The 23,405-nt window shown below is 61.3% G+C and carries 30 protein-coding genes and 1 pseudogene; 14 read left to right on the forward strand and 17 right to left on the reverse strand.

Annotated features, from left to right (window positions below):
* Positions 1-259 precede the first annotated feature (259 nt).
* The 13 genes and pseudogenes from WOC76_RS04305 to flgF all read right to left on the reverse strand — a co-directional run.
* The gene (locus WOC76_RS04305) at positions 260-808 is read right to left on the reverse strand and encodes a hypothetical protein (protein WP_341108687.1); all 549 of its coding nucleotides are present in this window, start codon (positions 806-808) and stop codon (positions 260-262) included.
* A 1-nt stretch (position 809) separates the two neighbouring features.
* Positions 810-1,130 carry a hypothetical protein gene (locus tag WOC76_RS04310; protein WP_341387506.1) on the reverse strand — a complete coding sequence of 107 codons (321 nt, stop codon included), beginning with the start codon at positions 1,128-1,130 and terminating at the stop codon, positions 810-812.
* A 118-nt stretch (positions 1,131-1,248) separates the two neighbouring features.
* Positions 1,249-1,563: a hypothetical protein gene (locus WOC76_RS04315; RefSeq protein ID WP_341108685.1), complete on the reverse strand. Its 315-nt coding sequence runs from the start codon at positions 1,561-1,563 to the stop codon at positions 1,249-1,251.
* A gap of 221 nt (positions 1,564-1,784) precedes the next feature.
* On the reverse strand, positions 1,785-2,096 hold the full coding sequence (locus WOC76_RS04320) for a hypothetical protein (protein WP_341108684.1): 312 nt from the start codon (positions 2,094-2,096) through the stop codon (positions 1,785-1,787).
* Positions 2,093-2,347, reverse strand: coding sequence for a hypothetical protein (locus WOC76_RS04325; protein WP_341108683.1), 255 nt, complete (start codon positions 2,345-2,347; stop codon positions 2,093-2,095). Before WOC76_RS04325 ends, WOC76_RS04320 begins: the two co-directional genes overlap by 4 nt.
* Positions 2,348-2,361: 14 nt before the next feature.
* Complete coding sequence (locus tag WOC76_RS04330; protein ID WP_341108682.1) at positions 2,362-2,565, reverse strand: hypothetical protein; 204 nt, start codon at positions 2,563-2,565, stop codon at positions 2,362-2,364.
* 12 nt (positions 2,566-2,577) lie between these two features.
* Positions 2,578-3,201, reverse strand: coding sequence for a hypothetical protein (locus tag WOC76_RS04335; protein ID WP_341108681.1), 624 nt, complete (start codon positions 3,199-3,201; stop codon positions 2,578-2,580).
* Positions 3,202-3,637: 436 nt separating this feature from the next.
* Positions 3,638-4,849 (reverse strand): tyrosine-type recombinase/integrase, encoded by a 1,212-nt coding sequence (locus WOC76_RS04340; protein ID WP_341387507.1) that lies wholly within the window; start codon positions 4,847-4,849, stop codon positions 3,638-3,640.
* 88 nt (positions 4,850-4,937) lie between these two features.
* Positions 4,938-5,726 carry a flagellar type III secretion system pore protein FliP gene (fliP, locus tag WOC76_RS04345; protein WP_341108680.1) on the reverse strand — a complete coding sequence of 263 codons (789 nt, stop codon included), beginning with the start codon at positions 5,724-5,726 and terminating at the stop codon, positions 4,938-4,940.
* A complete protein-coding gene (locus WOC76_RS04350) occupies positions 5,723-6,259 on the reverse strand; it encodes a flagellar basal body-associated FliL family protein (RefSeq protein WP_341387508.1) in 537 nt (178 codons plus the stop codon). Before WOC76_RS04350 ends, fliP begins: the two co-directional genes overlap by 4 nt.
* Positions 6,260-6,317: 58 nt before the next feature.
* Entirely contained in the window at positions 6,318-7,046 is a 729-nt protein-coding gene (locus WOC76_RS04355) for a flagellar basal body L-ring protein FlgH (protein WP_341108678.1), read from the reverse strand.
* 586 nt (positions 7,047-7,632) lie between these two features.
* A complete protein-coding gene (locus tag WOC76_RS04360) occupies positions 7,633-8,952 on the reverse strand; it encodes a FliI/YscN family ATPase (RefSeq protein WP_341431284.1) in 1,320 nt (439 codons plus the stop codon).
* A 6-nt stretch (positions 8,953-8,958) separates the two neighbouring features.
* Positions 8,959-9,648, reverse strand: a pseudogene (flgF, locus tag WOC76_RS04365) (flagellar basal-body rod protein FlgF); the annotation flags it as partial.
* A 172-nt stretch (positions 9,649-9,820) separates the two neighbouring features.
* On the opposite strand from flgF, the gene WOC76_RS04370 reads away from it, so the two are divergent.
* The 9 genes from WOC76_RS04370 (at position 9,821) to WOC76_RS04410 (ending at position 18,799) form a co-directional block, all read left to right on the forward strand.
* The gene (locus WOC76_RS04370; RefSeq protein ID WP_341431285.1) at positions 9,821-11,008 is read left to right on the forward strand and encodes a tyrosine-type recombinase/integrase; all 1,188 of its coding nucleotides are present in this window, start codon (positions 9,821-9,823) and stop codon (positions 11,006-11,008) included.
* Positions 11,005-11,745: a hypothetical protein gene (locus tag WOC76_RS04375; protein ID WP_341431286.1), complete on the forward strand. Its 741-nt coding sequence runs from the start codon at positions 11,005-11,007 to the stop codon at positions 11,743-11,745. Before WOC76_RS04370 ends, WOC76_RS04375 begins: the two co-directional genes overlap by 4 nt.
* A 104-nt stretch (positions 11,746-11,849) precedes the next feature.
* The gene (locus WOC76_RS04380; protein ID WP_341108674.1) at positions 11,850-12,077 is read left to right on the forward strand and encodes a hypothetical protein; all 228 of its coding nucleotides are present in this window, start codon (positions 11,850-11,852) and stop codon (positions 12,075-12,077) included.
* A 212-nt stretch (positions 12,078-12,289) separates the two neighbouring features.
* A complete protein-coding gene (locus WOC76_RS04385) occupies positions 12,290-12,715 on the forward strand; it encodes a hypothetical protein (RefSeq protein WP_341431287.1) in 426 nt (141 codons plus the stop codon).
* Positions 12,715-15,102: a DUF3987 domain-containing protein gene (locus WOC76_RS04390; protein ID WP_341108672.1), complete on the forward strand. Its 2,388-nt coding sequence runs from the start codon at positions 12,715-12,717 to the stop codon at positions 15,100-15,102. The genes WOC76_RS04385 and WOC76_RS04390 overlap by 1 nt, the downstream gene beginning before the upstream one ends.
* A gap of 355 nt (positions 15,103-15,457) precedes the next feature.
* Positions 15,458-16,138, forward strand: coding sequence for a hypothetical protein (locus WOC76_RS04395; RefSeq protein ID WP_341431288.1), 681 nt, complete (start codon positions 15,458-15,460; stop codon positions 16,136-16,138).
* Positions 16,139-16,487: 349 nt separating this feature from the next.
* On the forward strand, positions 16,488-16,949 hold the full coding sequence (locus WOC76_RS04400) for a hypothetical protein (RefSeq protein WP_341108670.1): 462 nt from the start codon (positions 16,488-16,490) through the stop codon (positions 16,947-16,949).
* Positions 16,950-17,022: 73 nt separating this feature from the next.
* Positions 17,023-17,682, forward strand: a complete 660-nt coding sequence (locus WOC76_RS04405; RefSeq protein ID WP_341108669.1) for a hypothetical protein — start codon at positions 17,023-17,025, stop codon at positions 17,680-17,682.
* Positions 17,666-18,799, forward strand: coding sequence for a phage major capsid protein (locus WOC76_RS04410; RefSeq protein ID WP_341431289.1), 1,134 nt, complete (start codon positions 17,666-17,668; stop codon positions 18,797-18,799). Before WOC76_RS04405 ends, WOC76_RS04410 begins: the two co-directional genes overlap by 17 nt.
* A 2,033-nt stretch (positions 18,800-20,832) precedes the next feature.
* Here WOC76_RS04410 and WOC76_RS04415 read toward each other — a convergent pair.
* Complete coding sequence (locus WOC76_RS04415) at positions 20,833-21,033, reverse strand: general stress protein (protein WP_341108667.1); 201 nt, start codon at positions 21,031-21,033, stop codon at positions 20,833-20,835.
* Between the two features lie 3 nt (positions 21,034-21,036).
* On the opposite strand from WOC76_RS04415, the gene WOC76_RS04420 reads away from it, so the two are divergent.
* A complete protein-coding gene (locus WOC76_RS04420) occupies positions 21,037-21,519 on the forward strand; it encodes a hypothetical protein (protein ID WP_341108666.1) in 483 nt (160 codons plus the stop codon).
* On the opposite strand, the gene WOC76_RS04425 is transcribed toward WOC76_RS04420, so the two are convergent.
* Positions 21,496-21,771 carry a general stress protein gene (locus WOC76_RS04425; protein ID WP_341108665.1) on the reverse strand — a complete coding sequence of 92 codons (276 nt, stop codon included), beginning with the start codon at positions 21,769-21,771 and terminating at the stop codon, positions 21,496-21,498. The genes WOC76_RS04420 and WOC76_RS04425 overlap by 24 nt on opposite strands.
* Positions 21,772-21,832: 61 nt before the next feature.
* A complete protein-coding gene (locus tag WOC76_RS04430; protein WP_341108664.1) occupies positions 21,833-22,051 on the reverse strand; it encodes a helix-turn-helix domain-containing protein in 219 nt (72 codons plus the stop codon).
* Positions 22,052-22,266: 215 nt separating this feature from the next.
* Here WOC76_RS04430 and WOC76_RS04435 point away from each other — a divergent pair, with 215 nt between their 5' ends.
* From WOC76_RS04435 to WOC76_RS04450, 4 genes are read left to right on the forward strand one after another with little or no spacing between them, the layout of a single operon-like run.
* Complete coding sequence (locus WOC76_RS04435) at positions 22,267-22,395, forward strand: hypothetical protein (RefSeq protein ID WP_341108663.1); 129 nt, start codon at positions 22,267-22,269, stop codon at positions 22,393-22,395.
* Positions 22,385-22,603: a hypothetical protein gene (locus tag WOC76_RS04440; RefSeq protein WP_341108662.1), complete on the forward strand. Its 219-nt coding sequence runs from the start codon at positions 22,385-22,387 to the stop codon at positions 22,601-22,603. The genes WOC76_RS04435 and WOC76_RS04440 overlap by 11 nt, the downstream gene beginning before the upstream one ends.
* Positions 22,600-22,839: a hypothetical protein gene (locus WOC76_RS04445; RefSeq protein WP_341108661.1), complete on the forward strand. Its 240-nt coding sequence runs from the start codon at positions 22,600-22,602 to the stop codon at positions 22,837-22,839. The genes WOC76_RS04440 and WOC76_RS04445 overlap by 4 nt, the downstream gene beginning before the upstream one ends.
* Entirely contained in the window at positions 22,836-23,000 is a 165-nt protein-coding gene (locus tag WOC76_RS04450; RefSeq protein ID WP_341108660.1) for a hypothetical protein, read from the forward strand. Before WOC76_RS04445 ends, WOC76_RS04450 begins: the two co-directional genes overlap by 4 nt.
* A 101-nt stretch (positions 23,001-23,101) precedes the next feature.
* Here the strand turns inward: WOC76_RS04450 and WOC76_RS04455 are convergent, their stop codons facing one another.
* Complete coding sequence (locus WOC76_RS04455) at positions 23,102-23,314, reverse strand: hypothetical protein (RefSeq protein WP_341108659.1); 213 nt, start codon at positions 23,312-23,314, stop codon at positions 23,102-23,104.
* Positions 23,315-23,405: the final 91 nt, after the last annotated feature.

A 23,405-nucleotide genomic window follows, 5' to 3' on the forward strand; every position in this document is an offset into this window, starting at 1 on the left:
GCCTATTACAAATCGGCCACAGCAATAAATATGCACTAATCAGCCAGCTTGTAAACAGCGCAAGCCTCTGTTTTTGCAGTAGAAAATCTACGTCGTCGGTATTTTTTTTACATCATTACTTTGTCGATGTCTTTCAATGCCTTGCTCGCCCGGAGAGGATAAAATCCCCTCGCCACGGGGTCTTTCCGCGATGCTTTGGTGTCGGTCCGCGTATTTATTTTACACTGGCAAGCCAGCGGAGGGACAGGCGCGAGGCAAGTCAAAAATAGAAACCAGCAAAGCCATTGCTATAGGGGTCGCCTGGTCGGTTTGGCGCGATCGCTTTCAACAGCCCACCGGCCGCGCCGAGTATTCCATTCATTTGCAGGTTGTTCGCGTTCGCGTCGGCCAAACTCATCGCGCGTTGGCCGCTCATCGCATACAAAGCGGCGGCATTTCTCTTCGCAGCGGCATCCATTCGGATATTACTGACGGCGGTAGTGCGCGCCTCATCGGAAAGCGCCTCGTAGCGCGAGCGAACAGCCCATGAACTTGGGCTTCGGTCAGAAGCGTTATTCAACGCAAGAACCGCGTCGAGGTTCGCCCTCACGCCCTCTTGCTGCCTTCTCATGAAGGCGTCGGTTTGCTGCGCCCTGAGCATGCCAACTTGGCTTGCCAACTGCGCTTGCTCCGAGCTGTAGAAGGCGCTCATCCACTGGTCTTGTCCGGCCTGTCGCGCGTTTGCCGCAGCGGTGTTGCCGGCGGAAATGCTTCCCATGGCGCCCAAGCCGGTGGCGGCAAGCGAGAGGAAAGGTGCGGCGGCTCCCATGTCAGGCGTGTCCTTCGATTTGGCATTGCATCAGCCGCTCGGAACGGCGGCGCATGCGGGCGGCGTATCGCAGGCCGGCCAATAGTGGCAGGCGCGCGATCGCGTCGGCGTCTGGCTGGTGATCCGCGCTGCGGGGCGGCGGCGCGTCCGCTTTCAACCATGCGACTGTCTCATCGCTGATAAAGCCGGCCAAGCGTTCGTGATGGAGCTGCGCGATGAAAAATTTATTGTCGGGGAGCGCAGCGTTCACGATGTCCGCCAACACGCCAGCGGTTGTGTCGCCTCTGGCTTTGACGAAATAGTGATAGGCGATTTCGCCCATGCAATCGCGGATGCGGCCATGCGTCAGGAGCACGCGGTGCAAACGATCAATGCCCTCGGGCGGCGGCGAGACGGTCAAGGAAAAGACTGTAATTCCGGTCATCGCGCCGCCCTCTGCGTTACGCGACCGCGCCGAACTGCGAACCAACGTCGCGCGGCTGCATTGTGCTGCGGGCCGGAACCTGCTCGAATGCCTCGATTAGGACGAGCTGCGTCGGGTGAAAATCGACGCCGTTCAAGACGCGCCTGAAAAGCTTCTCGTCGATCTGCCCGAGCTGTTCCTCCAACGCGAGAACGTCGCGCTGATCCACCGACTTGCCGTGGAAATCGGCAACATCGAGAATTGCCTGGAGGATGCCGAGCGGCGAGTTTATCGACGCGTAAACCCGCGTCTCGCCATTCGCAAATCGTCCAAAGCCGCGTTCGTTTGCCATGTTTCTTCTCCGTTCAAACTCTTCGTTGGATGCCGCGCGGTCTCGGCGGCGGTTTTGGTTGCTCATCGCGGCGGCGAAGATTGTCCTCAAGATGCCGTCGCCAGATTTCATCAGCGGTTGGGGGCGGAACCGAATGCAGCGGGACAACGCGCTCGCCTGGGGCCCAAGAGCTGGCGGGCTCTGTCTGCTGGCGGGGCTCGTCGCGGTCCTCTGACATGGTGTCAGCCGTGGTCGCCGAAGTGGCTCGACCATTCGGAGCCGTAGCTCGCATCGGTCGCACAGCCGGTCGCGTCTTCGATAACTTTGCTGGTCTGCACGCTGAGGCACGCCTGGCTTTTCACGGCATTGCTCAACCGACGCCACGTCTCGCCGCTCGCTGCGGATAGAGCCTCTTCGAGGGCCGTCCATTCCTCGGGGGAGACGTTCGCGCGGGCCAAGAGTTGCGCATGATCCCAACCAAGGCGCGCGGCCTTCGCCTGGATCGCGAGCAAGAAACCGGCGGGCGAGCGGAGGGTTGCTTCGGCGGTGATCACTGGCTCTGTCCTTCTTTGCGGGCCTGGACGGCGGCGGGCGTGAGGTCAGCCGGCAAGCCGGTTTTGCGGCCGGTCGTCGGCGCCAGGTCGCGGCCGATGGAGCCCTCGGCAACTCTGCGCAACGATGCGGCGTCGGGCTTGGGGACAACGCGGGGAGCCGCGCCGGTCTTGCCGGAATTGACGATGCGCGAGGTCTGGCCCTGCGTGCATTTATAGGGGGTTCGCGAGTTGCTGATGCCCTTGGCCGCCATGTCGTTCTCTCCTGTTAATCCTTGGCGCTCTTCCAGCCGCGCCGGAAACTCGGTTGGCTCTTCGTGATTTCGTGACGCTTCAAAAGACGCCGCAACTCGGCTTGGAATTCATCGCGCTCGGCCTGGCCCATTTTCATGAGGCGCGCGTCGATCTCTGGCCGGCGACGCTGAAGCGAAGAAAAATCCCGCTCCGCGTCGGCGGCCAGCTCTGCGGCCATGAAGCGGGATTGTCAGCCATTGGCGTCCTCGTCGTCGGGGAGGTATCGGAGCTGGCCGTCGATCGGGCTCGTCCGCATGGCGCCGCCGTGCTCGATAATCGGAGGTTGGGCTTGTTCGAGCGGCGGGGATTTGACCTCGGCCGGAAGTCTTATGACCACGCCCGGCGAAAGCTGAGCTGAAACGCCGACGTTCACGGTGACGGCCGATTTGCTCTCGTCGCCCATGATCGCGGAGGCCGCCTTTAGCTGGACAGTTTTGCAGGCTGCGGACCCGTCGCCCGGGTCGTTCATCAGCTCGATCATCCGCCGGATCGCCTGGACCCTGGCGCCGGATCGAAGCTCCTCGATGCCCTTGGCCAAGCCCTTCTGAAAGATCGCCTGCTGAAAGACGAAGCGGCCGTTTCTGCGCCGGAAGCCAACGGCGTCGCTCGCCTGCTGCTGCGTCATGGGCTCGCCAACCTGGACGCCGATGCGGTCGCAAATGTCCCGGTGCTGACAGCCGACGAGCATATACTCAAGCATGAGCTGAGAGCGGAGGTCGAGCGCCGTGAGAGGCTTGCGCTGATGCCTCGGGCCATAGCCGAGCTTCTCGAAACGGTCTGGGGCGGGTCGGCGTATCTGGCTGGCGTCGCTCATGCGGCCTTACCTGCGCGTGCGGATTGTAACGTTATAACATTACATCGGCCGGGCGGGTCAATGGCGGGGTGGCCGCAGGATGGAGAATTGGGGGGAGGGTCGTGCCCAACGGACGCAAGCGAGCGGCTGAAACATTCTGGCCCGCTTGGTCGATAGCCCGCCAGCTTCCTCAAGTAGAGGTTTAGGGGGTTTTAGGGGTAGGGGGGAGGGCTCATTTCGCGAAAATTCGCACGCCCCGAGGTCCGCCATGGCAACCTGCGGACTCGGTTCTAGGGGTTTTGAGGGTAGGGGGAGGGGGCCATTCTACAAAAATTCAGCGACCGGCCAATGGTGTGCCCTCGCGTCGTGTAAAGCCCTTATTGCTAAGCTTCTTCTTCTTTTACGCGTATATAACAAAGAGATAGGAAAACAACTGGCTAGCATAAAGCGAAGCGGGTTAAGCCGGCAGCCGCAAGGGCGTGACGGTGGCATCGATCCCGTAGCAGTAGCGCCCCCATGCCTCGATGTCCTTTCGGCGCTCGTCGAGGCCATCTGTCCGAAGATAGGCCTCGTCGATGTCCGTGCCGGTCTTGTGGGCAAGCGCCTGGCGGGCCCTCGTGATCGGGACGCGGCGCACTTCGTCCAGCCAGCCGCGAAAGGCTGATCTGCTCCCGTGAACGGTGAGGGTTTTATCCACATTTTTGTCGAGGCAGTCGTGGAGCGCCTGGTTGGAGATATGAGGGTCTTTCCTCCCGCGCCCCTCAAACACAAACTGGCTGGCGCTCCTGGCTTTCAGGTCCAAGAGGATGCGCGCGGCCTGCGGCGAGAGGGGAATGCGGTGGGCGCGGCCGCGCTTCATGCGGCTGGCGGGCAATATCCACGTTGGGCTCTCGCCCCCTAGACCCTCGAACTCCTCCCAACGCGCGGCGCGCGCCTCGTTAGAGCGGCAACCGGTCAAATAGAGAAACTCAAGACACCTGGCGGCGATCGTCTCGACCTTCCTAAGCGCCTCAAAAAGCTGCGGAATTTGGCTGTAATGCCAGCCCTCATGATGCTTCCGCTCAACATCCGGCTTCGCGGGCACAAGGTTCTTTATGTCTGCCGCGTTGCGCCGGTCGTAGGGCATGAGCCCCATTTCGCGGGCGGTGTCGAGGATGACGGCAATGCGCTCCTGGGTCCGCTTTCCTGCGGTGTAAGAGCGTTTGTAAATGGGCAGGACGGTTTCGAGCACGTCCTTGCTCGTGATTTCCGCCACGCGCATGCCCAACAGCCTGGGGCAGTCCTTAAATATAGAGTGCCGCCATTGGTCGGCGTGTTTCTCGCTGCGCCAGCCTGATCGCTTCGCCTGGTAAACCTGGTCGGCCACGGCTCCAAAGGTGTCCGCATTCGAGGCGCTCGCCTTTTCCTGGCGCTTGATCTGTCGCGGGTCCTGGCCGGCCCGCATTTGCAGCGCATAGGCGGCGCGCTTGTCGCGGGCCTCCTTGAGGCTGTCGGCCTCGAACCTGATCTCGATCTTCTTCCCCCGGAACCGAGGCTTGAACAGGAAGCCTTTCGAGCCGTCCCTGAAAACCACGAGATAGAGGCAATCGCCGTCCAGATAGAGGTCGGGCTTGTCTCCCCCCTTGTGCTTCACGGTCTCAAAAAAGCGTGCTGAAAGGGTTCCGGCCATCGTTCCGCCCCAAGTACCACACCAGGTACCACACCACTTGCGCCGCGATTGGATCGGCCTGCGGTGTGCTCTCGTGGATCACGATAGACTATTGGCCTTGATTTTCAAAGGGCATTTGGAGCCGCTTGTTCGGACGTAAATCGCCGTGGATTGGACGTGACCGGATCAGGCTTCCGATGAGCAGATTCCAGCCGTCGATCAATATGAAAAACAGAATCTTGGCCGGCAGCGCGATTGTCGTGGGCGGTAACATCATCATACCCATGGACATCGTGATGACCGCGACGATGATGTCGATCGCGAGAAAGGGAACGACAATCAGGAAGCCAATTTCGAATCCGCGCCTGAGTTCCGAGGTCATGAAGGCCGGCACCAAGACATCGAGCCGCGGGCCATCCTTCGACGAGGACGGTTCCGGCTTCCGCAGGTCCTCGAAAAGACGGAGATCCTTGTCCCGCACATTAGCCAGCATGAATTGCCGGAAAGGGGCGGAAATCTTGTTGAAAGCCTCCGCTTCGCCGATCTTGCCCTCGACAAGCGGCCGGACGCCGGTTTCCCAGGCTTTCTCTCCGCTTGGCGCCATAACGTAAAAGGTCATGAAAAGCGCGAGGCTGATCATCACGAGATTGGCTGGCGTGCTTTGCAGGCCAAGGCCGGCTCGCAGGAACGACAGCGCGATCGCGAAGCGCGTGAAGCTCGTCACCATGACAAGCAGGCCGGGCGCGATCGACAGAATCGTCAACGCGCCCATGAGCTGAATCATCCGCCCGCTCGTGGAGGCGCCGGCATTCGGCAGCAGCGCGCCGAGATCGAAACCTTCCGCTGCGATACCCGCGCTCGGCGAGAGCAGGAGGACGATGAGAAGCGCGGCTCTCATTGGACCACCAAAGCTTCGATGATCAATTCCCGAACATGCCGCTCGGAGCGGGTCGATGCGCGTTCGTTCAACTCCTCCTGAAGCCGCCGCAAGCCATCCGGCCCTTCGATCGACGAAAGCTCCAGAGTCCCGATGAAGGCCGTGATGTCCGACAGCAGAACCGGGATCAGCGCGTCGACATGCTCCAGTTCGTGGGGATCGTAGACGATGGCCGATTGAATCCGGACCCAGGATCTCTCCTTGCCGCCGAGATTGGAGACAATGGGCGGAAGCTCCCTCACCTTCAGCTGCGCCCGCATTCCCTTGGGCCCGTGCTCCGCTTCCTTGCCCTTCGTGTCGCCATGTTCCCCGCCGTGCCCGCCCCCCTGCGCGTCACCGTGCGCCCCCTGGCCGGAATGATCTGTGCCGCTTTCTTTCGTCTCCACGGGGGCGGCTTCGGCCTTCTCCGATTCTCTCGGGCCGAGGAGGGAAAAGCCGACAAAGCCGCCTCCACCGCCGCCCATGACCGTGACCGCCATAAGAGGAACGAGCAACCGCTTCCATCCGCCTTCAGCGTCTTTGGATTTCCCGCCGATTTCCATCATCGCCTCTCTAGAATGGGACGAAATTATCGTAGAGCTGCTGCCCCCAGGCGGGCTGCTGAACTTCGCTCAGGCGGCCACGCCCGCCATATGACACGCGCGCCTCGGCGATCTTGTCGTAGGAGATCGAGTTGTCCTTGTTGATGTCGCGCGGCCGCGCGACGCCGCCGATGGTGAGGATGCGCAGCTCATTGTTGACGCGAATCTCCTGCGAGCCGTGCAGAACGAGATTCCCGTTCGGCATGACGGCGGTCACGGCTGCGGCCAGCGTGAATTTGATCTGCTCCGAGCGATTGATCGACCCCTGGCCCTGCGTCTCGGACTTGGAGTCGATATCGTTCTGCCAGGCGCCGGTTTGTTTTGTCTGCGACCCGACGAGGCCGCCGAGCGCGGGGACGAGATCAAGCAAAAAGCTCCATTTGGATTTCACCTTGGCTTCCCGCGAGCGGTCGGTCGAATTGCCGAGAATCGCCCGGTCGTCCATCGAAATGACCACGGTGACGACGTCGCCGACGCTCATCGCCTTTACGTCCCTGAACAGGTTGACGCGGTTTTCGTCGAGCTGCATGCCCGGACCGAGCGATGCGCTGCGCAGCCTGCCGAGCGGCAGTTCGTCGTCGTAAAAATTGAGGCCGGCGCCGACCGGCGACATGATCGGCTCGCGTGTGAAGTCGCGGGGGTCGGTGGCGCAGGCGGATAGCGCGAGCGCCAGCGCGCCGGCGACGAAGGGGCGGGTCATGGCTTTCTCGCGGCGCTGGATTTGCGTAATTCCGAGATCTTCTTGATGAGCGCGGCGCCCCGCGCGGGGGCATCTCGTTGAGGATCGCGCTCGAAACCTTTCCCTTGAGCTGCAGCATCAGCGCCGCCGCGACATCGTCGTCGAGCTCGGAAAACTGCGCAGCCGCGGCCTCCGGCTTCATGCGGGAATAGAGGCCGACGAGCGCCTCGCCGGCGTTGCGCTCGAAGGCGTCGAGGCGGTCGATGATGACGCGCAGCTCGGTTTGCCGCGCATCGAGCGCCTGCAGTCGCGCCGCGATTTCGGTCTCGATCTGGGCAAGCTCCTTTCGGCGGTGCTCCAGACGCAGCGTCTCGGCGGAGGCGGCGACACTGGCGCAAAATTGCTGCTGCTCGCGGCTCGCCGCGCCCTGGCCGGCGCCGGCGTCCGGCGCGCTCGCCAGCGTGATGAAGAGCGGGACGATGGCGCTTCCCATCACCGGCCGCCGCCTGGCGCCGGCGTGTTCTTTCTGCTTTGGCCCGAGTCGTTTTGTCATGGTTCACGAAGCATGGAGGGGAGGGGGCTTGCGCGTGACTGGGGGAGGTCGCCGTCAACAGAGAATGGCGGCCAACTCCTCCATGACGGCGGGTTTTGGCGGCGACTCCGGCGCCTGCTGAAGCGCGCGATAAATCGCGGGCGTCAGTTGCACGGCCCTGTCGAGCTCCGCGTCGCCGCCGGGCTGATAGCCGCCGAGGAGACGCAGATCGCGCGTATCTTCGTAGCGCGCGACGAGCGCGCGCGCTTTCGTCACGGTCTCGCGATCCGCCGGGCTCCAGACCCGATCGGCGAGGCGCGAGATCGATTTGAGAATGTTGATCGCCGGATAGCGTCCCTGTTCGGCGATTTCGCGCTCCAGCACGATGTGGCCGTCGAGCGTGCCGCGGATGCAATCGGCGATCGGGTCGTTGTGATTGTCGCCGTCGACCAGCACCGAAAAAATGGCGGTGATGGATCCGCCCCCGTCGACGCCGGGACCGGCGCGCTCGAGGAGCCGCGGAATATCGGCGAAGACGCTCGGCGCAAATCCGTTTGCCGTGGGAGGTTCTCCGGCCGCGAGCGCAATCTCGCGCAGCGCATGCGCGTAGCGTGTGACCGAATCCATGATGAGCAAAACCGACTGGCCCTCGTCACGATAGCTTTCGGCGATTGCGGTCGCGGTCAGCGGCGCCAGGCGGCGCATCATCGGGCTTTCGTCTCCGGTCGCGACCACCACCACCGCATTGGCGGCGCTGGCGCCGAGCGCCTCGCTCAGGAAATCCCGCACTTCGCGTCCGCGCTCTCCGACGAGGCAGATGATCGCCGAATCGAAAGCGGCGGAACGGGTCATCATGGAAAGAAGCGTGGACTTGCCGACGCCGGACCCGGCGAAGACGCCGACGCGCTGGCCGCGGCACAGCGGCGTGAATGCGTCGATCGCGGCGACGCCCGTCGGCGCCGGCGCATGAACGCGTGCGCGCGACATGGGCGTGGGCGGAGGCGCGTCGAGCACGCGCGGCGCGCCCTGCGGCGGGGGGGCGAGCCCGTCGATCGGCGCGCCGAGCGCGTCGATGACGCGGCCCTTCCAGCCAGGATGCGGCGCGATTTCGACAGGGCCGAGATGCGTCACCCGCGCGCCGAGGCCGACGCCGGCGTTGCTCTCGAAGGATTTCACCAGAACGCCGGCGCGATCGATATGGATCGCCTGTCCGTGACAGGCGCGACCGGCGCCTTCGAGCAGCACGCAATCGTCGAGGCGCAGGAATTGCGACAATCCCTCGACCCGGAAATGTGAAGGCGATACTTCCGTCACGACGCCGCTGACGGAGAGGCGCGCGTTCCTTCGGGCGAAATGAGTTGCGGCCTCGCCGAGCCGCGAGAGCGCGTCCGCCATGATCGCTCAGCCGCCCCCGAGCGTGCGGACGGCGGCGCGCTGCGACGCGTCCAGCATGTCATAGGCCGCGGTGGCGTTTTCAAAGCTGCGATGCGCCAGGATGAGCTTCGTGATCTCGCTCACGGCGCTGACGTTGGCGTTTTCGAGGTGGCCCTGCGCCACGCCGTTGAGCGTGAAATTGACGACCGCCGTCGCGGGCGTCGACGGGACGACGCTCGAATTTTCAGCCCGGCGCAGCGTCGCCGCCGGGTCGATCTCGAAGAGGCCGATGGCGCCGAACTGGCGCTCGCCCTGCTGGATCATGCCGTCGCGAAAGATCATCGGCGCGCCGCCGGTCGGGTCGAGCACGATGGGCGCATTGCCCGCGTCGAGCACGGGGTAGCCGAGCAGCGTCTGCACCTCGCCCGTCTCCAGCATCTTGAAACGGCCGTCGCGGGTATAGGCCACGCCCTGAGGCGTCTGAATCCCGAACCAGGCGTCCCCGATCACGGCGACGTCGAAGGGGTTGTCCGTCTTGGTCAGGCCGCCGGAGGCGCGCGAGATGAAATCTGCGCCGGCGGAAGCGTAGGCGGTCGGCGCGGGCGACGTTTTCGACAGGACCGTATCGAAGCTCACGCCCGTGGCGCGATAGCCGACGGTCGAGGCGTTGGCCACATTCTCCGCAATCGTCGTCAGACGCTTGTCCAATGCGACCTGCGAGGAGAGCGTATCCTCGAAGTCCTAGTCCGCAGGCTTCCGCCTTCGTTTCTAGAATACCAGAGATTTGACGCGTTTCAAGGTTCGTTGTTCCTTGCGAGTCCGTGCCTGTCCACTATAATCCAGGCTAAATTGGGGGACTACCCGGGGGGCTGGCGACTTGGCAGGACGCTTGACGGCGAGAAAGGTGGCGACGGCCGGGCCCGGAGCATGGCTTGATGGCGACGGCCTTTACCTGATCGTCTCCGAGTCGCTCTCGCGGACATGGGTCTACAGGTTTTCCTTTGGCGGACGACGCCCCGAGATGGGCCTGGGCTGCGTCGCCGATGGCGTCGGGCTTGCCGAGGCTCGCGCGCTGCGTGACGAGGCGAAACGCCTTCGCCGCCTCGGCATTAATCCGATAGACGAACGCCGTCGCTGGCAGCACGCGCGAGCTGGTCGCCTGACCTTTGGGCAGGTCGCGGACGAATTGTTCGCAACGAAAGAGCCGACGTGGCGGCACCCTGGGCACGCCAGGCAGTGGCGCGCGTCTCTTATTGAAGGCGCGGCCGCCCTCCGTCCGCTCCCGGCCGACGAGGTGGACACGGAGGCTGTGTTACGTGTCCTGAAGCCGCTTTGGACAAAGACGCCGGAAACGGCCTCACGGCTGCGTTCCCGAATTGAGGCCGTCCTCGACGCCGCGACAGCACGCGGATTGCGAACAGGCCAGAATCCCGCGGCGTGGCGTGGCCATCTCGCTCATCTCCTACCGCCGCCGCGGCATAGGCTCTCGCGCCAGCATTATGCGGCGCTCCCTTATGAACGCGTCCCCGAACTTGTAGCACTTCTCCGCGCCGATGAAACGATAACCGCGCTGGCGCTGGAGTTCCTGCTTCTGACGGCGGCTCGCAAGGCCGAAGTGCTCGGCGCTACCTTCGAGGAATTCGACTTGGAAGAGCGCGTTTGGGTTGTCCCCGCGTCTCGAATGAAGTCGGCACGTGAGCACAGGGTCCCTCTGTCGACGCGAGCCGTGGAAATTGTTTTCGAAGCCCGAGGACGCCGCTTGTCCGATTACGTATTTCCGGGCCGTTCTCGTGGGCGTCCTATGTCGGCATTCACCTTTCATGAACTGCTGAAGAGGCTGGGCTTAATCGAAGCCACGACGGTTCACGGCCTGAGATCGACCTTCCGCGACTGGGCCGGAAACGAAACGCATTTCCCCCGAGAGCTGGCGGAAGTCGCTCTCGCCCACGTTGTCGGTGACGCGACTGAGCGCGCTTACCGGCGTTCCGATGCTCTCGAAAAGAGACGCGCGCTGATGCAAGCGTGGGCCGATTACGTCACACAGAACGAGAAATACGAACCCGCGAGCCAGCCATGACAAATTGCAGGCTGAAAAAAGGGCGAGCGCCAGTCGCTCGCGTTAAGTCGGTCTGGATCGGAAATGCGGACAAAAATCAGCTTGGCGATTTACTCGAAGAGTTGCAGAAAATTCTACCGGGGACGAAATTTCAGCACGAGAAATTCGCGGCCGGAGCTGCTCAGGCTTTCCAGTTTTACGAAAAGTTCGCTCTCCCACATCAACGCGAAATGGAAGTTAGAGCACGAAAGTTTGAGCGCCTGCAAAAGGCCGCGTCGGAATATAGAGAGGCAATCGAGGGATTAGACGGAGGTAGCTGGGGGGAGCTTTCCGAGCGCTATTTTCTCGATACTCGCAAATTTGAACCATCGGACGATAATCTAGTCGTCGATAGACAGCTTCAGAAAGCTCGCGCCGATATCGGGGAATTAAAGAACTCTGGCGATATTGCAGGACGCGCAGCAAGTGCCGCCGGCGCACTTCTAACGCAGAAGATTTGCGCGGTGTCTGAGAGCCGCACCGACCCGGCCGTAAGGACGTTGGTGAAAGACATCGCAGTTGCGTATGACCGCGTATTTGGCGAGCGCCCAAGTCCGGCAAAACAAGGGATATTCGTGAGGACCCTTCGGGCGATTTTGCAAACGGCTAATGTTACCATGCCCGAGGAAAAGGCGCTCACCACGATCCTCCGCGACGCTGATCTAATCGGGACGCCACCGAAGAGGGGGCGTAAAGCAAGGAAGGAAAATACCGCGTAGGGGCTTTCGACTTTCTTCGCCTACGCGGTTTTTGCGCAGTAAATCTTCCGCCACTCTCCATGTTAGGCCGCGCAATCCAGCGCGGATAGCAGTGGAGAAAGTGAATGAAAGCAACTGCGCCCACTATCGCCCAACGCCTAATCGTCGGCGGGTTCCTGAGCATCGCCGAGTTGTGCCAGTTCAAAGGCACGTCGAAGTCTGTTGTTTACGAGGATATCGCCGCCGGTTTGCTCCCTGTGGAGAAATTCGGTCGGGCTACCCGCATCGCGGGGCCGGTCGCGCGCGACTATATCCCGCGCCGCGGTGTCGTGAAGACGGAGGCGGCGGCTTAATCCATGCCCCCGAAAGCAAAGAGCCCGCCGGGGGATAAGACCGGCGGGGCTCATGGGATTTGTCAGCTCGGCAGCGACGCCCACGAGTTTATCAAAACCTCACCCGACCTCGCAACCCGTCGCGCCGCCTTTCTTGCGCGCCGCTTCCGTTTGTTACCCGCTATGGCCATCGCCGTGGCGGAGATCGCCTTCACGACTTTGGAGGCGACGCGATGAAATTGGTTCCTTCTTTAACCCGCAAGATCGCCACGATGATCCCCCGACTGGCTTCGGATTACGAGGGCGAAATTGTCGCGACCGCGCGAGCGATTGGTCGCGTGCTTAATGGCGCCAATGCAGACTGGCACGACGTGGTTGTTGCGTTCGAGCGCGGAGCCGTCGCCCCTGAAAATGTCAGAAAAAAAGAGCCGCGCCGTAGCAAACATTCCGACCGCCAAAGCGTCCGTAGCTGGTGGGAACTCGATGATGACGAACGCCTAGAAGCGGTTGATTACTTGATCCAGCAAAAATGGCTGAGCGCTTGGGAGCGCACATTCATCGAGTCAATCGCGGATCAGCTCCATCGCCATGACCTCACCGACAAGCAGATTGCCGTTGTCGATCGCCTTCTCGCCCGCGCTTTCCGTGGAACACGCTAATGAAATTTTCGCACTCTGAAACGATTGGCGCCTTTCGCGACGCTATCATCATGAATTTGGGGACTGCGCCGAAGGAAATAATCGCGGACGGCGCTCTGCATAGGTTCCCGACGAAGGCCGGCAATGACACGGCTGGGTGGTATAAACTTCACTTGGACGGTATTCCGGCCGGAGCATTCGGCGATTGGCGAAGAAACGACGCATCCTTCAAATGGTCGGCGCGCGGTTCCGAACCTCTCCCGCAAAAAGAGCGGGACAGGCTGGAAGAGGAAATCAGGCAGCGCGAGGCGGAGCGCGAGCGCAAGGCGGAGGAGGCCGCCGAAAATGCGCGCCAGATGTGGCAGGACGCCGGTCTCGGCGCATCGGCGTCGCACGCTTACCTTGCCAAAAAACAGATAGGGCCGAACGGAGCCCGTGAACTCAACGGCGAATTGCTGATCCCGATAACGGACGGCGAGCGCATCTTGAACCTGCAGCGCATCGCGCCGAGCGGAGAAAAGCGTTTCCTGCTGGGCGGTCGCGTGACGGGGCTCTATTACACGCTTGGCGCGCCGGGCGAGCGCATCGTCGTTTGCGAGGGCTTCGCGACTGGCGCCAGCATTTTTGAGGCGACGGGCCTTTGCATCGCCATTGCCTTCAACGCCGGCAACCTCGGGCCGGCAGCGCGTGCCATCCGTGAGCACCATCGGAATGCGCGCATCGTCATTGCCGCCGATGACGACTTTAAAACGGATGGCAATCCGGGACTCACCAAGGCGCGGGAAGCGGCCGAGAAAGTTGGCGCTTCCGTCGCAGTCCCGCCGTTTAATCGTGGAGACGGCGACGATGGCACGGACTGGAACGACTTCGCGATCAAGCGCGGTAAGGCCGCTGTCAAGCAAGCTTTCGAGGTGGGCGACAAGGCGACTGCCGGCGGGCGCGAATGGCTTGAGCCGAAGCCGCTTCCCTGCGGGCTGCTCCCAGTCATGCCGTTTGCCCTCGACTACCTGCCGGAAAGCATTTCGGCGTGGGTGGGCGACATTTCCGACCGGATGCAGTGTCCCCCGGATTTTGTCGGCATCGCCGCTATCGTTGCGCTCGGTTCCGCATTGGGCCGGAAGGTAGGCATTCGACCGCAAGCTCAGACTGACTGGACCGAGGTTCCTAACCTGTGGGCCTGCATCGTCGGGCGCCCGGGGGCAATGAAGTCGCCCGCTATGCAGGAAGCTTTGAAGCCTCTGCATCGCCTCGAAGCCAATGCCCGTAAGGATCATGAAGAGCAGTTGAAGGAATATGAAGCCAACGTGGCGCTCCACAAGATTGGGAAGGACATACAGGCCGCGCGGGCGCGCGATGCGTTGAAGAAGGGACTGAGCACCGATGGCATTCTCCTATGCGGAGAGCCGGAAGAGCCAAAGGCCAGGCGGTTTGTTACTAACGACACGACATATGAAAAGCTGGGCGAAATCCTCGCTGATAATCCTGATGGGGTGCTCGCGTACCGTGACGAACTGATATCGCTTTTGAAGACGCTCGACCGCGAGGAATATGCCGGCGCCCGTGGATTCTATCTGACCGCCTGGGGCGGCACGCAGGGCTATGCCTTTGACCGGGTGACGCGCGGCAAAACTCATATTGAGGCCGCGTGCGTCTCGATGCTCGGCTCTACACAGCCGGGGCGGCTTGCCGAGTATATCGGCCGCGCTACGACGGGCGGGTCGGGCGATGATGGGATGATCCAGCGCTTTAGCCTTTTGGCATGGCCGGATCAGTCGCCCGCATGGCGCGACGAGGACCGCTATCCGCTTACTGAGCCCCGCCGACGGGCCTATGAGACTTTTGGCAGTTTTGGCAGTTATGATCCTTGTGCTTTTGGGGCGACGCAGGAGGAAGAAGGGCTCCCCTATTTCCGCTTCGCCCCGGCCGCTCTCGACGCTTTCAGAGAATGGAGGGCGGATTTAGAGAAGCGGCTTCGCTCCGGGGAACTGTCCCCAGCGCTTGAAAGCCACCTGTCCAAGTTTCGTAAAACCGTCCCGGCGCTCGCGCTTATCAATCATGTCTCTGATGGTGGGCGTGACGCCATCGGAGAGACGGCCGTCCTGCGGGCGCTCGCCTTTGCCGAATACTTGGAGAGCCACGCCCGCCGCGCCTATGCAGCCGGAGGCGAGACCGAAACGACCGCTGCTACGGCTATACTGAAGCGTATCCGCTCCGGCGACCTGAAGGACGGATTCACGACCCGCGAGCTGTGGCGCAACAAATGGAGCGGCCTAACCGATCTGGAGCATGTGAAGGCGGGCGTCTGGCTCCTGGCGGACCTCAACTATCTAGCACCCACCAAAAAGGATGGGACGGGTGGAGGTCGCCCTACCACAACCTTCACTGTTAACCCGAGGGCGCTGGCATGAGCCGCTACTTGCAAAAGCTCCGCGCCCTCACCGAGCAAAAACACACACCTGAGCCACTGCCAAAACTGCCAAAAGGGGGTTTTGGCAGTAATGGCAGTTCCGAGGGTTTATGTTTTTCGCCGGATGATGCGCATCCGAGGGAGGAGGCCAGCGCAGAAAGTCCGTCTTCCCCGAAGCCAATTTACGACCCCGAGGCCCTCCAGTCCATCGCTGATCGCCGCAATGAAGCCGCCCGAAAGGGTGGGATAAGCGACCGTTGGTGTCGATGCGGCGCATTGGCAATGATGGCGTGGCCCGAGGGGAACAGGCGTGAGGTTTGGCGTTGCGACGACTGCGCGCCGGCGCGGGGTAGAGCATGACCGCCGCCCGCCTCGCCAAGCTGGAAAAAATCCTCGCTTTGCATGAGGACCCCGCGGCTACCGAAGGCCAGCGTCAGGCGTGCCGCCATGTCGGCGGCCGGCTCGCCGCCGACCTCGGGATCGAATTTTCGCGGGAGGCCATCGAACGGGCTTCCTATTACCACTGCGCCTCATCGAGCAGCTGCAACGTCGATTTCGACATAGACGCATCGATGCGCGAGTGGATGGCAATGTCGCAATCCCAGCGACAACGCGAAATGGACGAAATCGAAAAGACTGTCGCCGCCTGGAGGGAATGCGAAGTCGATCGCGCTCGCGCCTGTGAAGTGGAATCAACCCGCCGTGACGAAGAGAGGGCTCGCAAAAAGGCGCAACGCGCGGCCGAAAGGGCCGAGCGCAAGGCGGAGAGTGAAAGGCGAAAGCGCGTTATCGGTGGCGAAGCGCCGCCGCAGTGGGACGATATAGATGCCGACCATCTCGATTGGTTGAGCCGTATTGAGGCTCTCTGCCTCTGTGACGAAGATATTGAACTTGTTCGCCTGATCCGGTCTTCCGTTCGCAACGGCTGCTTGGGGCTATTTGGAGATAGTCGAATCCGCGTTGATGCGCTGTTGCGGCGCGCGTTTGAGCGCGACCGAGCAATGCTGCCCGGCTCCAGCGCCATGGCTGTGCCTTGATAATTCTGCGCTCGCCCTGCCGGAGGGGGGGGGTTATTCTTGAGCGGTTTAATCGGGAGCGGCTACCGGCGATGGGCTCACGCAGAGAATTTTTCGCGCTGGGGAACAAAATCAAATCAGGCCGAAAACTAGGTGTGGGTCGAAGACTTCGGATTAACTTCCTAGCCCCTCGGAAATGCTTCCTAGTCGCGCCTGAACACGGACGAGGCGCCAGTCGCCCCTTTTGGAATACTAGCGGAAAAGCAAATTCAAAAAATTCAAAAAATCAAACGGACATGCGACGTAACGCGTTGAAGTTAAAAGCAAACTTGAAACTCTTTGAAACTTCGGAAACTTGGGAAAACTTCGGATGGAAATCACTTCGGGAGCCGAAATCAACGCGAGCGACGAAAGCGCGCCTATAAACCCCGCCGAGCGGATTAGCCGCGCGCCATCGAAGAAGCGCGGCCCCGCCCGCTGGGAGATCGGCCCCGATGGCGTGCCCATGGTGCAGGGCTTCTACACGATCCCGCAGGACCTCGCGGACGCCATCGACGCCTTGCCGCCCGAAGCACGCTACGTCGCCATAAAGGGGGTGTGGAGCGGCTATAGCGCCGGGCGGCGCGCGGCGGCCGCGCCAGTCCCGTCATGGCGCAAGCGCAAGACGCGGATTGAGGCCCTGCGCGCTCTGGCGGCCGAAAAGTTCCCTGGGCTCGAGGGGCGCACGCTCTCAAACGAGGTCCAGAACTACCTATTCCGCCACGAGGCGTTCGCCCGCGAGATCGGCGCCTATGACATATCATATTCGACCATTCGGCGGGCCGTCGAATAAGTGGCTCATTTTTCAGGATGATTTGAGCCAGGCGGTGCGCTCTCATGTCGCCATGACGAGAGCAGCAACCGCCATGAAACTCACCCCGCCCGCACACCACACCCACGCGCCGAGCAAGCCCGATCGCGAGCACATTCTCGACGCGATCGAACGCAGCGAAATCGGCAGCAAAATTCGCGCCGAGCTGGCCGCGTCGCGCTTGCGTGAACGGACGGCGCTACGTCGCGCCCTCGAAAAAGCCGACGCCGCGCTGTCAGCCGAGATCCCGGAACTCGAACTCGCAATTGAACGCGCCGTCCAGGCCGTTCGCGAGGCTGAGCTCGCCTGGGCGGATGCGATTTCGAGCGCGCGAATTGCTCGTTCGGCGAAAGCAAGCGCGATCTTCGAACACGACCGACTTGTGCAGCTTTACGCTGGCGAACTCCGCGAAAATTGCTCCCCCGAGGTAGCAGAGTTTGCGCGCTGGCTTCTCGACGAAACCTACGGGTTGCGTAAGCATCTGGTGATCGATCGCAACATCGAAATGACTCTCGTCGGCAAGCGCGAGACCGTGACAAGCAACTCATCCGCTCTCGCGGCGCGTCAGAAAGCCATCATTCGTATTCTGCAAGAGGAGGTTCCGCTCCTCCAGATCGAACCCGATGACGCCGCCGCCACGGCGAAAATCGCCGCGCTCAAAGAGGCGCTCCCGAAAATCGAAAACACGGTGACGACCGATGACGAAGCCCGTTAATTTTCCCGCCAACCGACGCGGTAGCGCCGCACGCGAAGTATACTCGATCGATGAACTGAAGGAGGTCGCGCGCACGGGCGGCCGGACCGTTTTTGCGAGCCTCGGCGACATGGCCCGCGCCGCGCTCGATTCCGGGATCTTTGAAACGCACAATGACCGTCTCGCGCGGGCTTCTCTTGAGCGCGCGCCGCAGGGCATGGGCGAAGTCGATCCGGCGAGCGGCGGCTTCCTTTTCGCTCCCGAATATGAGCGGAAGTTCCTGCAATCGCTTTATGAAGCAGCGCCAATTTTGAGCCGCTGCATGGTTATCGAATCGTCAGACGGACGGCCCCACAAGTTTCCTCGAATTGACGAAACCTCGCGCGCCGATAATCTTCGTTTCGGCGGCGTCGTCTCGACATGGGTAGACGAAGGAACGCAGCCAACTGCCGGAAAGCCGAAAGTCGAGATGATCGAATTGACGCCACGCAAGGTCTTGGCTATCGCATGGGCCACGAACGAGCTCGTGATGGATTCCGATGATCTTCTGAGCCCGTTTTTGGAGCGCAGTTTCACCGGTGAACTGGCATACCGGATCGAAGACGCCATCGTTAAAGGCACGGGGGCCGGACAGCCTCTTGGCATTGTTCACAGCCCGGCGACTATCACAGTCGCGAAGGAAGTCGGGCAGGCTGGGGGAACAATCGTCAAAGAGAATCTCGACAAGCTTTTTGACGCGATTGCATATCCGCTGCGCTCGAGAGCCGTGTGGCTGATCGGCGAGGGCGTCGAGCGCCAGTTGAATAAAATCAACGCGACGAATCCCGGAACCTTTTACTACGCTCGCCCGAGCGAAACGTCGGCCGATTGTTACGCGACGCTATACGGCCGCCCGGTGATCCCGACTGAAAACTGCCCAGCGCTCGGTTCCCTGGGCGACATCATCCTCGCCGACCTGAGCCTCTACACGTTGCTGCGAAATACCGGCATCGCCGTGAGCGGACACGCAGGCTTTACCTCCGATCAATCCGTGTTCCGCGCAGTCTGCCGCGTCGATGGAGCGCCGTTGCTCGGCGCGCCGGTGACTGCGACGGATGGAACGCAGCGCAGCGCCTTCGCGACGCTGGCAGCGCGGTAATTGAGATTTGTTTTCGCGCTTAGTGTCATACGGCGCGAAATTGGCGGGGCGCATTTGAACTTAACGTTCATGCGCTCCGCCTGCAGGGAATCCGCCGGCCTGAGAACGGCGGAACTGGCGCCCGGGGATTGGTCTCCCTGGGCCGATGCGCGCCCCTCTTGCCGGCGACGCGCAACGGGCGCGGGCAGCGTAACCTCGTAGTCGCTGCCCGCGTCGCCACCTCAGTCTCACCTCATCTAGGGGAGTGAATGGCCGTGTCCGCAGCAGAAAAATCAGGGTCACGCCCGTCTCGCCTTATTCGGATTTCTATGACGCTGGCGAGCCTTGCGCGGGTGATTAAGCCGAGCTGATGGAGGCGAGATAACGAAAGATGGAAGACGTGAAAAAGGGAGCCAAAGCGGTTGCAGCCGTCGAGGCTCCCAGACAGAAGCTAGACAGCTTCCAGCCTCCCCAGACTAAAGGTCCAGACGCCGAGCTACAAGAGCGGCGCGTCCTTTACGTAAAGCGGAAAGGGGTGTGTCAGTCCCTAGCGTCGGCGATCGCCTCCCACGCCTTCAAGGCGGGTGGACCGCGATGATGGCGCCCCGTTGGGACTCTCTCACGTTCGCCTAGCGAGAGGTTTGGATCGCCGCCATCGGCGGCCTCGTGCGCTGCTACATCCTGTCGCGGAAATCGAAGCGCCAGCGGATAGTTGGATCTCGGTTCTCGACACCTTGGCGAACGACCGCAAGCTTCAGGCGCACGCCGGGGCTTCCCCCCGTCTTTGCTATTACAGACGCATCGGATGCTTCTTTTGTCGACCTTTAAAAGCTACGCATACGCTTTGGTCCAATTGTCGGGCGCACGCCCGATGGCCCTTAGAGCAGGTTAAGTTGGTCGCCAGTTCGGTTCGTTGTATTGCGGCGGCATGGTAATCTGAATGTCTCGCCCAACAATATGGCTATCCAACACCGAAACGCCCGCTTGTATTGTCCGCAACGGGAGCTAATGCAGCTCCGCACGTTGCCCTAGCCAGTTCAACATGTCACATTTTCACGCCGTGGAGCAGAGACTGGCTTACGCTTCCCTTGAGTTGTTTCGGCCTCTGGGTGAAGGCGAAGGTATTTCTGATTTGCGGCCAGTGTTTAGTCGCGCGAAATTGCCAACAGCTGGGGCGGTCCTATGAAAAAGAAGAATGACCAGTTCTTCCTTCAAGGTGTGTATCTAATTGCCCTGTTCGTATTGTGCGGCTTGTCCCCAGCAATTGCTAACTGTCGTCATCTCAAACCAACAGGCGATGGTTATTGCATCACGCCCGGGCAAGAGAAAACAGATGATGCATCGACTGAGTGGCATTTTAATAACGGTTGTGAAAAACGCATCACTGTATGTGCCTACAACCGTTTAGGGAGACGAATTTGCGACGGAATCGCATTGGGAGACGGCCATATTACTTGCACGCGGTTTGGCAGCACTCCTAGTTGTCCTTTTCAAGGAGGTTGGTTCGAAGTGGGTTGCGATAACGAGAGCGGCGGCATGAAGCCGACACAACAGTTGCCGCAGCGCCAGATATCCCATGGTTCCGGTGGCGGCGGCGGAGGGACGCCCGCTGAAGGACCCGGCTCCCCCGGTTGGACACGCGAGAAATACGAGAGCGGTAGATCGAGTGGACGAGGGAATAACGGCTATTCCTCGCCGGATATATGTGCAGCATGGAGAGCGGCTCTGACATCAGCCTCTGGGCAACTTGATAGCTGTAACGGGCAATGCAACGCTGTTTTTACTGGGGCGTTGGCGAGAGCTCGCTCCGACGCTGATCGCAACAACGCGCTCCGCATCGCTAACTCATGCACTGCTTCCTGCTACCAGCAGCAAAATAGATCAAACAGACTAAACGCCTCGAGAATCGGCGTGAGAAGATGTCCGCCAGCACAGTAAGATAATTGGTGCTAATCGGCGCAAGGGTGTGCTCTACAGGCAACCCTCTTCCCCTTACCAGAGAACGCCCCTGCCGTGGATATCGGAGGGCATTGTCTATTGGGGCGTCACGCGTCCTAGGGTCGGCCTCCACCATGCGACGCGCATCTACCTTTCTTGCCAGCTTCCGATGCAAGAGCGGAGTTCTTGGAAAATGACCGGTTCGCAGGGTTGACGCTCTGCCCGCCCTTGCGGCCGGCGGCGGCGGCAAGCTCAGGATTTTGCGAGTAGCTACGCTTTTCGGCTGGAACGCTCTTCCCGCCTTTGCTGGCGCGCATAGGTTGGCGGCGATCAAGAAACTTGGAAGGGAAAGCATTGACGCGCTCGTTGTAACAATTGACGATCTGCGCGCCGAACTGGCGATGATCGACGAGAACCTGATGCGCTCAAATTACACCCCGGCGCAACAGGCGGCGGCCGTCTCGCGTCGGAAAGCGATATATGAGGAACTACACCCGGAGACTCGGGCTGGCGTATCTGGTGGTAAGGCTCGTCAAAAATCAGCAAGCGACAATTTGTCGTTTGCTGAAATTACTGCCGAAGCAACAGGAAAGGACCGTCGCACAATTGAACGCGCCGCCGCACGCGGCAAGGCCCTTGGAGACGATATTGATGGACTAGAGGGAACGAGCCTCGACAAGGGATATGAACTCGACGCACTTGCTAAGATGACACCCGACGAACGCAAGCCTCTCATAGACCGCGCCAAGGCCGGCGAGCGCGTCTCGGCGCGCGCGGACTCAGCTTTTGCTTTTCCCGCCTGAATGCGATGCGGCGCCGCCCTTCTTTCCTGCGCTAGAAGCAAGCTCGGCGCTGCGCGAAAAGGATCGTTTTTTCGGATCGACGGCCACACCGCCCTTGCGCCCGGCAGCGGCGGCTAAATCGGCGCTTTGCGAGAAGCTGCGCTTCTCCGGCGGGACGCTCTTCCCGCCGAGGCTGGCGATCTGCCGCCGCTTTTCCGGATCCATGGAAGCGAAGCCGCGCTTGCCCTTCGGTTTTGGTTCTAATTCGTTCATGGCCCGCCGTTTCCTTCTTCGCGCAGTAATACATAAGCTGCGCTATTTGCAAATGGCGGGCCTATGCGCCGGCCTTCGTTTTCCGCAGCCGCACGCCCGGCCCCTCGCCGTTCTCGTCGACGAAGATGACGCCGGCCGCTTCGAGGGCGGCGCGCATGGCGGAGATCGCTTCTTCGCTCCCGCCGTATCTGCCCGTTTCGAAATTCGAGATCGTGTTTCGATGGACGCCCGACGCGGCGGCCAAGTCCGCAAGGGACCAGTTCAAGGCGGCTCTAGCCATCCTCACTTGTGCAGGCTTCACAAGTCGCAATCCTTGTGCTAGTTTCACAAGTGCAAATATCACAACCCGCTCTTAGGAGCAACGCCGGGGAAATGCCCTTCCCGGCGAACGGGAAAGGCTTATCCAATGCTCAGAAAAACAATCGACGCAATGCTTTGGCTCCAGCTAGCCGCGTCGCTCGCCCTGGTCGCCGCCGTGATCGCTGGGGGTTTAATATGAGCTGGCAATCGACCGCGACGCTGATCGCCCTCGCGCCGCTCGCGCCCTTGTGGGCAGCCTTCACGATCGCCGAGACGCGCCGCGCCGTCGCCGCCGTTCGCAAAGGAGGCCGCAATGGCCGCTAAGCCTCTTGAACGTCGCGACATCGAGGACGCGTTGGACAAAATCAGGATACATCTTCGCGGCCTTAGCTTGGCAATTTATGGGCTCGCCCATGCAATCGGCGACAATGAGCCTGGCGACGCCATGTCCGCCATCCTCGACGGAGCCATGGGCGAGCTGGAAAGCCTAGGGAAGCGGATTGCCCGCGAGCAGGAAGAGGAAGAGCAATGAGCAACGTCGGAGAGAAAATCCTTCACGCGCCCTCCCGCGCGAAATGCCTCGAAGGGCTAGAAGATCACGTTCGTATAACGGCCCGCCTCGCGCGCGCGATTTACGTGGCGGTTTCGAACGAAAACATTTTCATAGACGAGCGGGATCACCTCGCCGTTTTGGAGCTGGCCGACTCCCTCGCGGACCATGCCAGCGCCGCGCTTCACGTTCTGTATACGAAGGACGGCAACAAATGAGCCTTCTCTGGCGCCGCGACCTCCTGGCCCGCCTTGCGATCGCCAAGGCGCTACTGCGCGCGGCCTACCTAACCGACCGGCCGAACCGGCTTCTCGCCGCGATCGGGAAGCGCATACTGGAATCGTGCGAAGCGCAAGCGGCGCGTCGCGGCTTGTCTTAGCGGAATCAGTGAGTTAAAACATCAGCAGTGCCTGAGCTGCGCGCCGGGCTCATAGACGCCCCGACCACGGATGAACTGGCGGGGCGTTTTTCATTCTGCGGTTATTCGCGGCAGACCCACACCCATCCCTCTCCCGGGTCCCATTCCCAGCAAACACTATGGACGTGGCGTCCCTCCTGACGGCTCCAATCGCGGTGCATGTGCCGATAATGGCCCCCAATGTCTTGCTCGTCACCTTCGCGATAGCCTTGCGCTATCGCCGGAACGCTGATCGCTAGCGATAAAGCGGCAATCAAAAAGGCGATCTCACGCATGTCATCCTCCCCTCTCACTCCGCCTTATTGGCGCAGGCGGGCGTGGCAATTCTCAAAGTAGTGCCTCCCCTAAAGCCGGCAATGGACATAT

It is taken from the genome of Methylocystis sp. IM3 (assembly GCF_038070105.1).
GTDB lineage: Bacteria > Pseudomonadota > Alphaproteobacteria > Rhizobiales > Beijerinckiaceae > Methylocystis.

Excerpts from the sequence above, each read along its gene's own strand:
- WOC76_RS04395 (WP_341431288.1), top strand. The coding sequence starts at position 15,458 with ATGACCGCCGCCCGCCTCGCCAAGCTGGAAAAAATCCTCGCTTTGCAT.
- WOC76_RS04355 (WP_341108678.1), bottom strand. The coding sequence starts at position 7,046 with ATGACCCGCCCCTTCGTCGCCGGCGCGCTGGCGCTCGCGCTATCCGCC.
- WOC76_RS04390 (WP_341108672.1), top strand. The coding sequence starts at position 12,715 with ATGAAATTTTCGCACTCTGAAACGATTGGCGCCTTTCGCGACGCTATC.
- WOC76_RS04425 (WP_341108665.1), bottom strand. The coding sequence starts at position 21,771 with ATGAACGAATTAGAACCAAAACCGAAGGGCAAGCGCGGCTTCGCTTCC.
- WOC76_RS04340 (WP_341387507.1), bottom strand. The coding sequence starts at position 4,849 with ATGGCCGGAACCCTTTCAGCACGCTTTTTTGAGACCGTGAAGCACAAG.
- WOC76_RS04455 (WP_341108659.1), bottom strand. The coding sequence starts at position 23,314 with ATGCGTGAGATCGCCTTTTTGATTGCCGCTTTATCGCTAGCGATCAGC.
- WOC76_RS04400 (WP_341108670.1), top strand. The coding sequence starts at position 16,488 with ATGGAAATCACTTCGGGAGCCGAAATCAACGCGAGCGACGAAAGCGCG.
- WOC76_RS04380 (WP_341108674.1), top strand. The coding sequence starts at position 11,850 with ATGAAAGCAACTGCGCCCACTATCGCCCAACGCCTAATCGTCGGCGGG.
- WOC76_RS04415 (WP_341108667.1), bottom strand. The coding sequence starts at position 21,033 with ATGCGCGCCAGCAAAGGCGGGAAGAGCGTTCCAGCCGAAAAGCGTAGC.
- WOC76_RS04330 (WP_341108682.1), bottom strand. The coding sequence starts at position 2,565 with ATGGCCGCAGAGCTGGCCGCCGACGCGGAGCGGGATTTTTCTTCGCTT.
- WOC76_RS04305 (WP_341108687.1), bottom strand. The coding sequence starts at position 808 with ATGGGAGCCGCCGCACCTTTCCTCTCGCTTGCCGCCACCGGCTTGGGC.
- WOC76_RS04335 (WP_341108681.1), bottom strand. The coding sequence starts at position 3,201 with ATGAGCGACGCCAGCCAGATACGCCGACCCGCCCCAGACCGTTTCGAG.
- WOC76_RS04440 (WP_341108662.1), top strand. The coding sequence starts at position 22,385 with ATGGCCGCTAAGCCTCTTGAACGTCGCGACATCGAGGACGCGTTGGAC.
- WOC76_RS04430 (WP_341108664.1), bottom strand. The coding sequence starts at position 22,051 with ATGGCTAGAGCCGCCTTGAACTGGTCCCTTGCGGACTTGGCCGCCGCG.
- WOC76_RS04405 (WP_341108669.1), top strand. The coding sequence starts at position 17,023 with ATGAAACTCACCCCGCCCGCACACCACACCCACGCGCCGAGCAAGCCC.
- WOC76_RS04435 (WP_341108663.1), top strand. The coding sequence starts at position 22,267 with ATGAGCTGGCAATCGACCGCGACGCTGATCGCCCTCGCGCCGCTCGCG.
- WOC76_RS04450 (WP_341108660.1), top strand. The coding sequence starts at position 22,836 with ATGAGCCTTCTCTGGCGCCGCGACCTCCTGGCCCGCCTTGCGATCGCC.
- WOC76_RS04315 (WP_341108685.1), bottom strand. The coding sequence starts at position 1,563 with ATGGCAAACGAACGCGGCTTTGGACGATTTGCGAATGGCGAGACGCGG.
- WOC76_RS04310 (WP_341387506.1), bottom strand. The coding sequence starts at position 1,130 with ATGGGCGAAATCGCCTATCACTATTTCGTCAAAGCCAGAGGCGACACA.
- WOC76_RS04410 (WP_341431289.1), top strand. The coding sequence starts at position 17,666 with ATGACGAAGCCCGTTAATTTTCCCGCCAACCGACGCGGTAGCGCCGCA.
- WOC76_RS04385 (WP_341431287.1), top strand. The coding sequence starts at position 12,290 with ATGAAATTGGTTCCTTCTTTAACCCGCAAGATCGCCACGATGATCCCC.
- WOC76_RS04360 (WP_341431284.1), bottom strand. The coding sequence starts at position 8,952 with ATGGCGGACGCGCTCTCGCGGCTCGGCGAGGCCGCAACTCATTTCGCC.
- WOC76_RS04375 (WP_341431286.1), top strand. The coding sequence starts at position 11,005 with ATGACAAATTGCAGGCTGAAAAAAGGGCGAGCGCCAGTCGCTCGCGTT.
- fliP (WP_341108680.1), bottom strand. The coding sequence starts at position 5,726 with ATGAGAGCCGCGCTTCTCATCGTCCTCCTGCTCTCGCCGAGCGCGGGT.
- WOC76_RS04325 (WP_341108683.1), bottom strand. The coding sequence starts at position 2,347 with ATGGCGGCCAAGGGCATCAGCAACTCGCGAACCCCCTATAAATGCACG.
- WOC76_RS04445 (WP_341108661.1), top strand. The coding sequence starts at position 22,600 with ATGAGCAACGTCGGAGAGAAAATCCTTCACGCGCCCTCCCGCGCGAAA.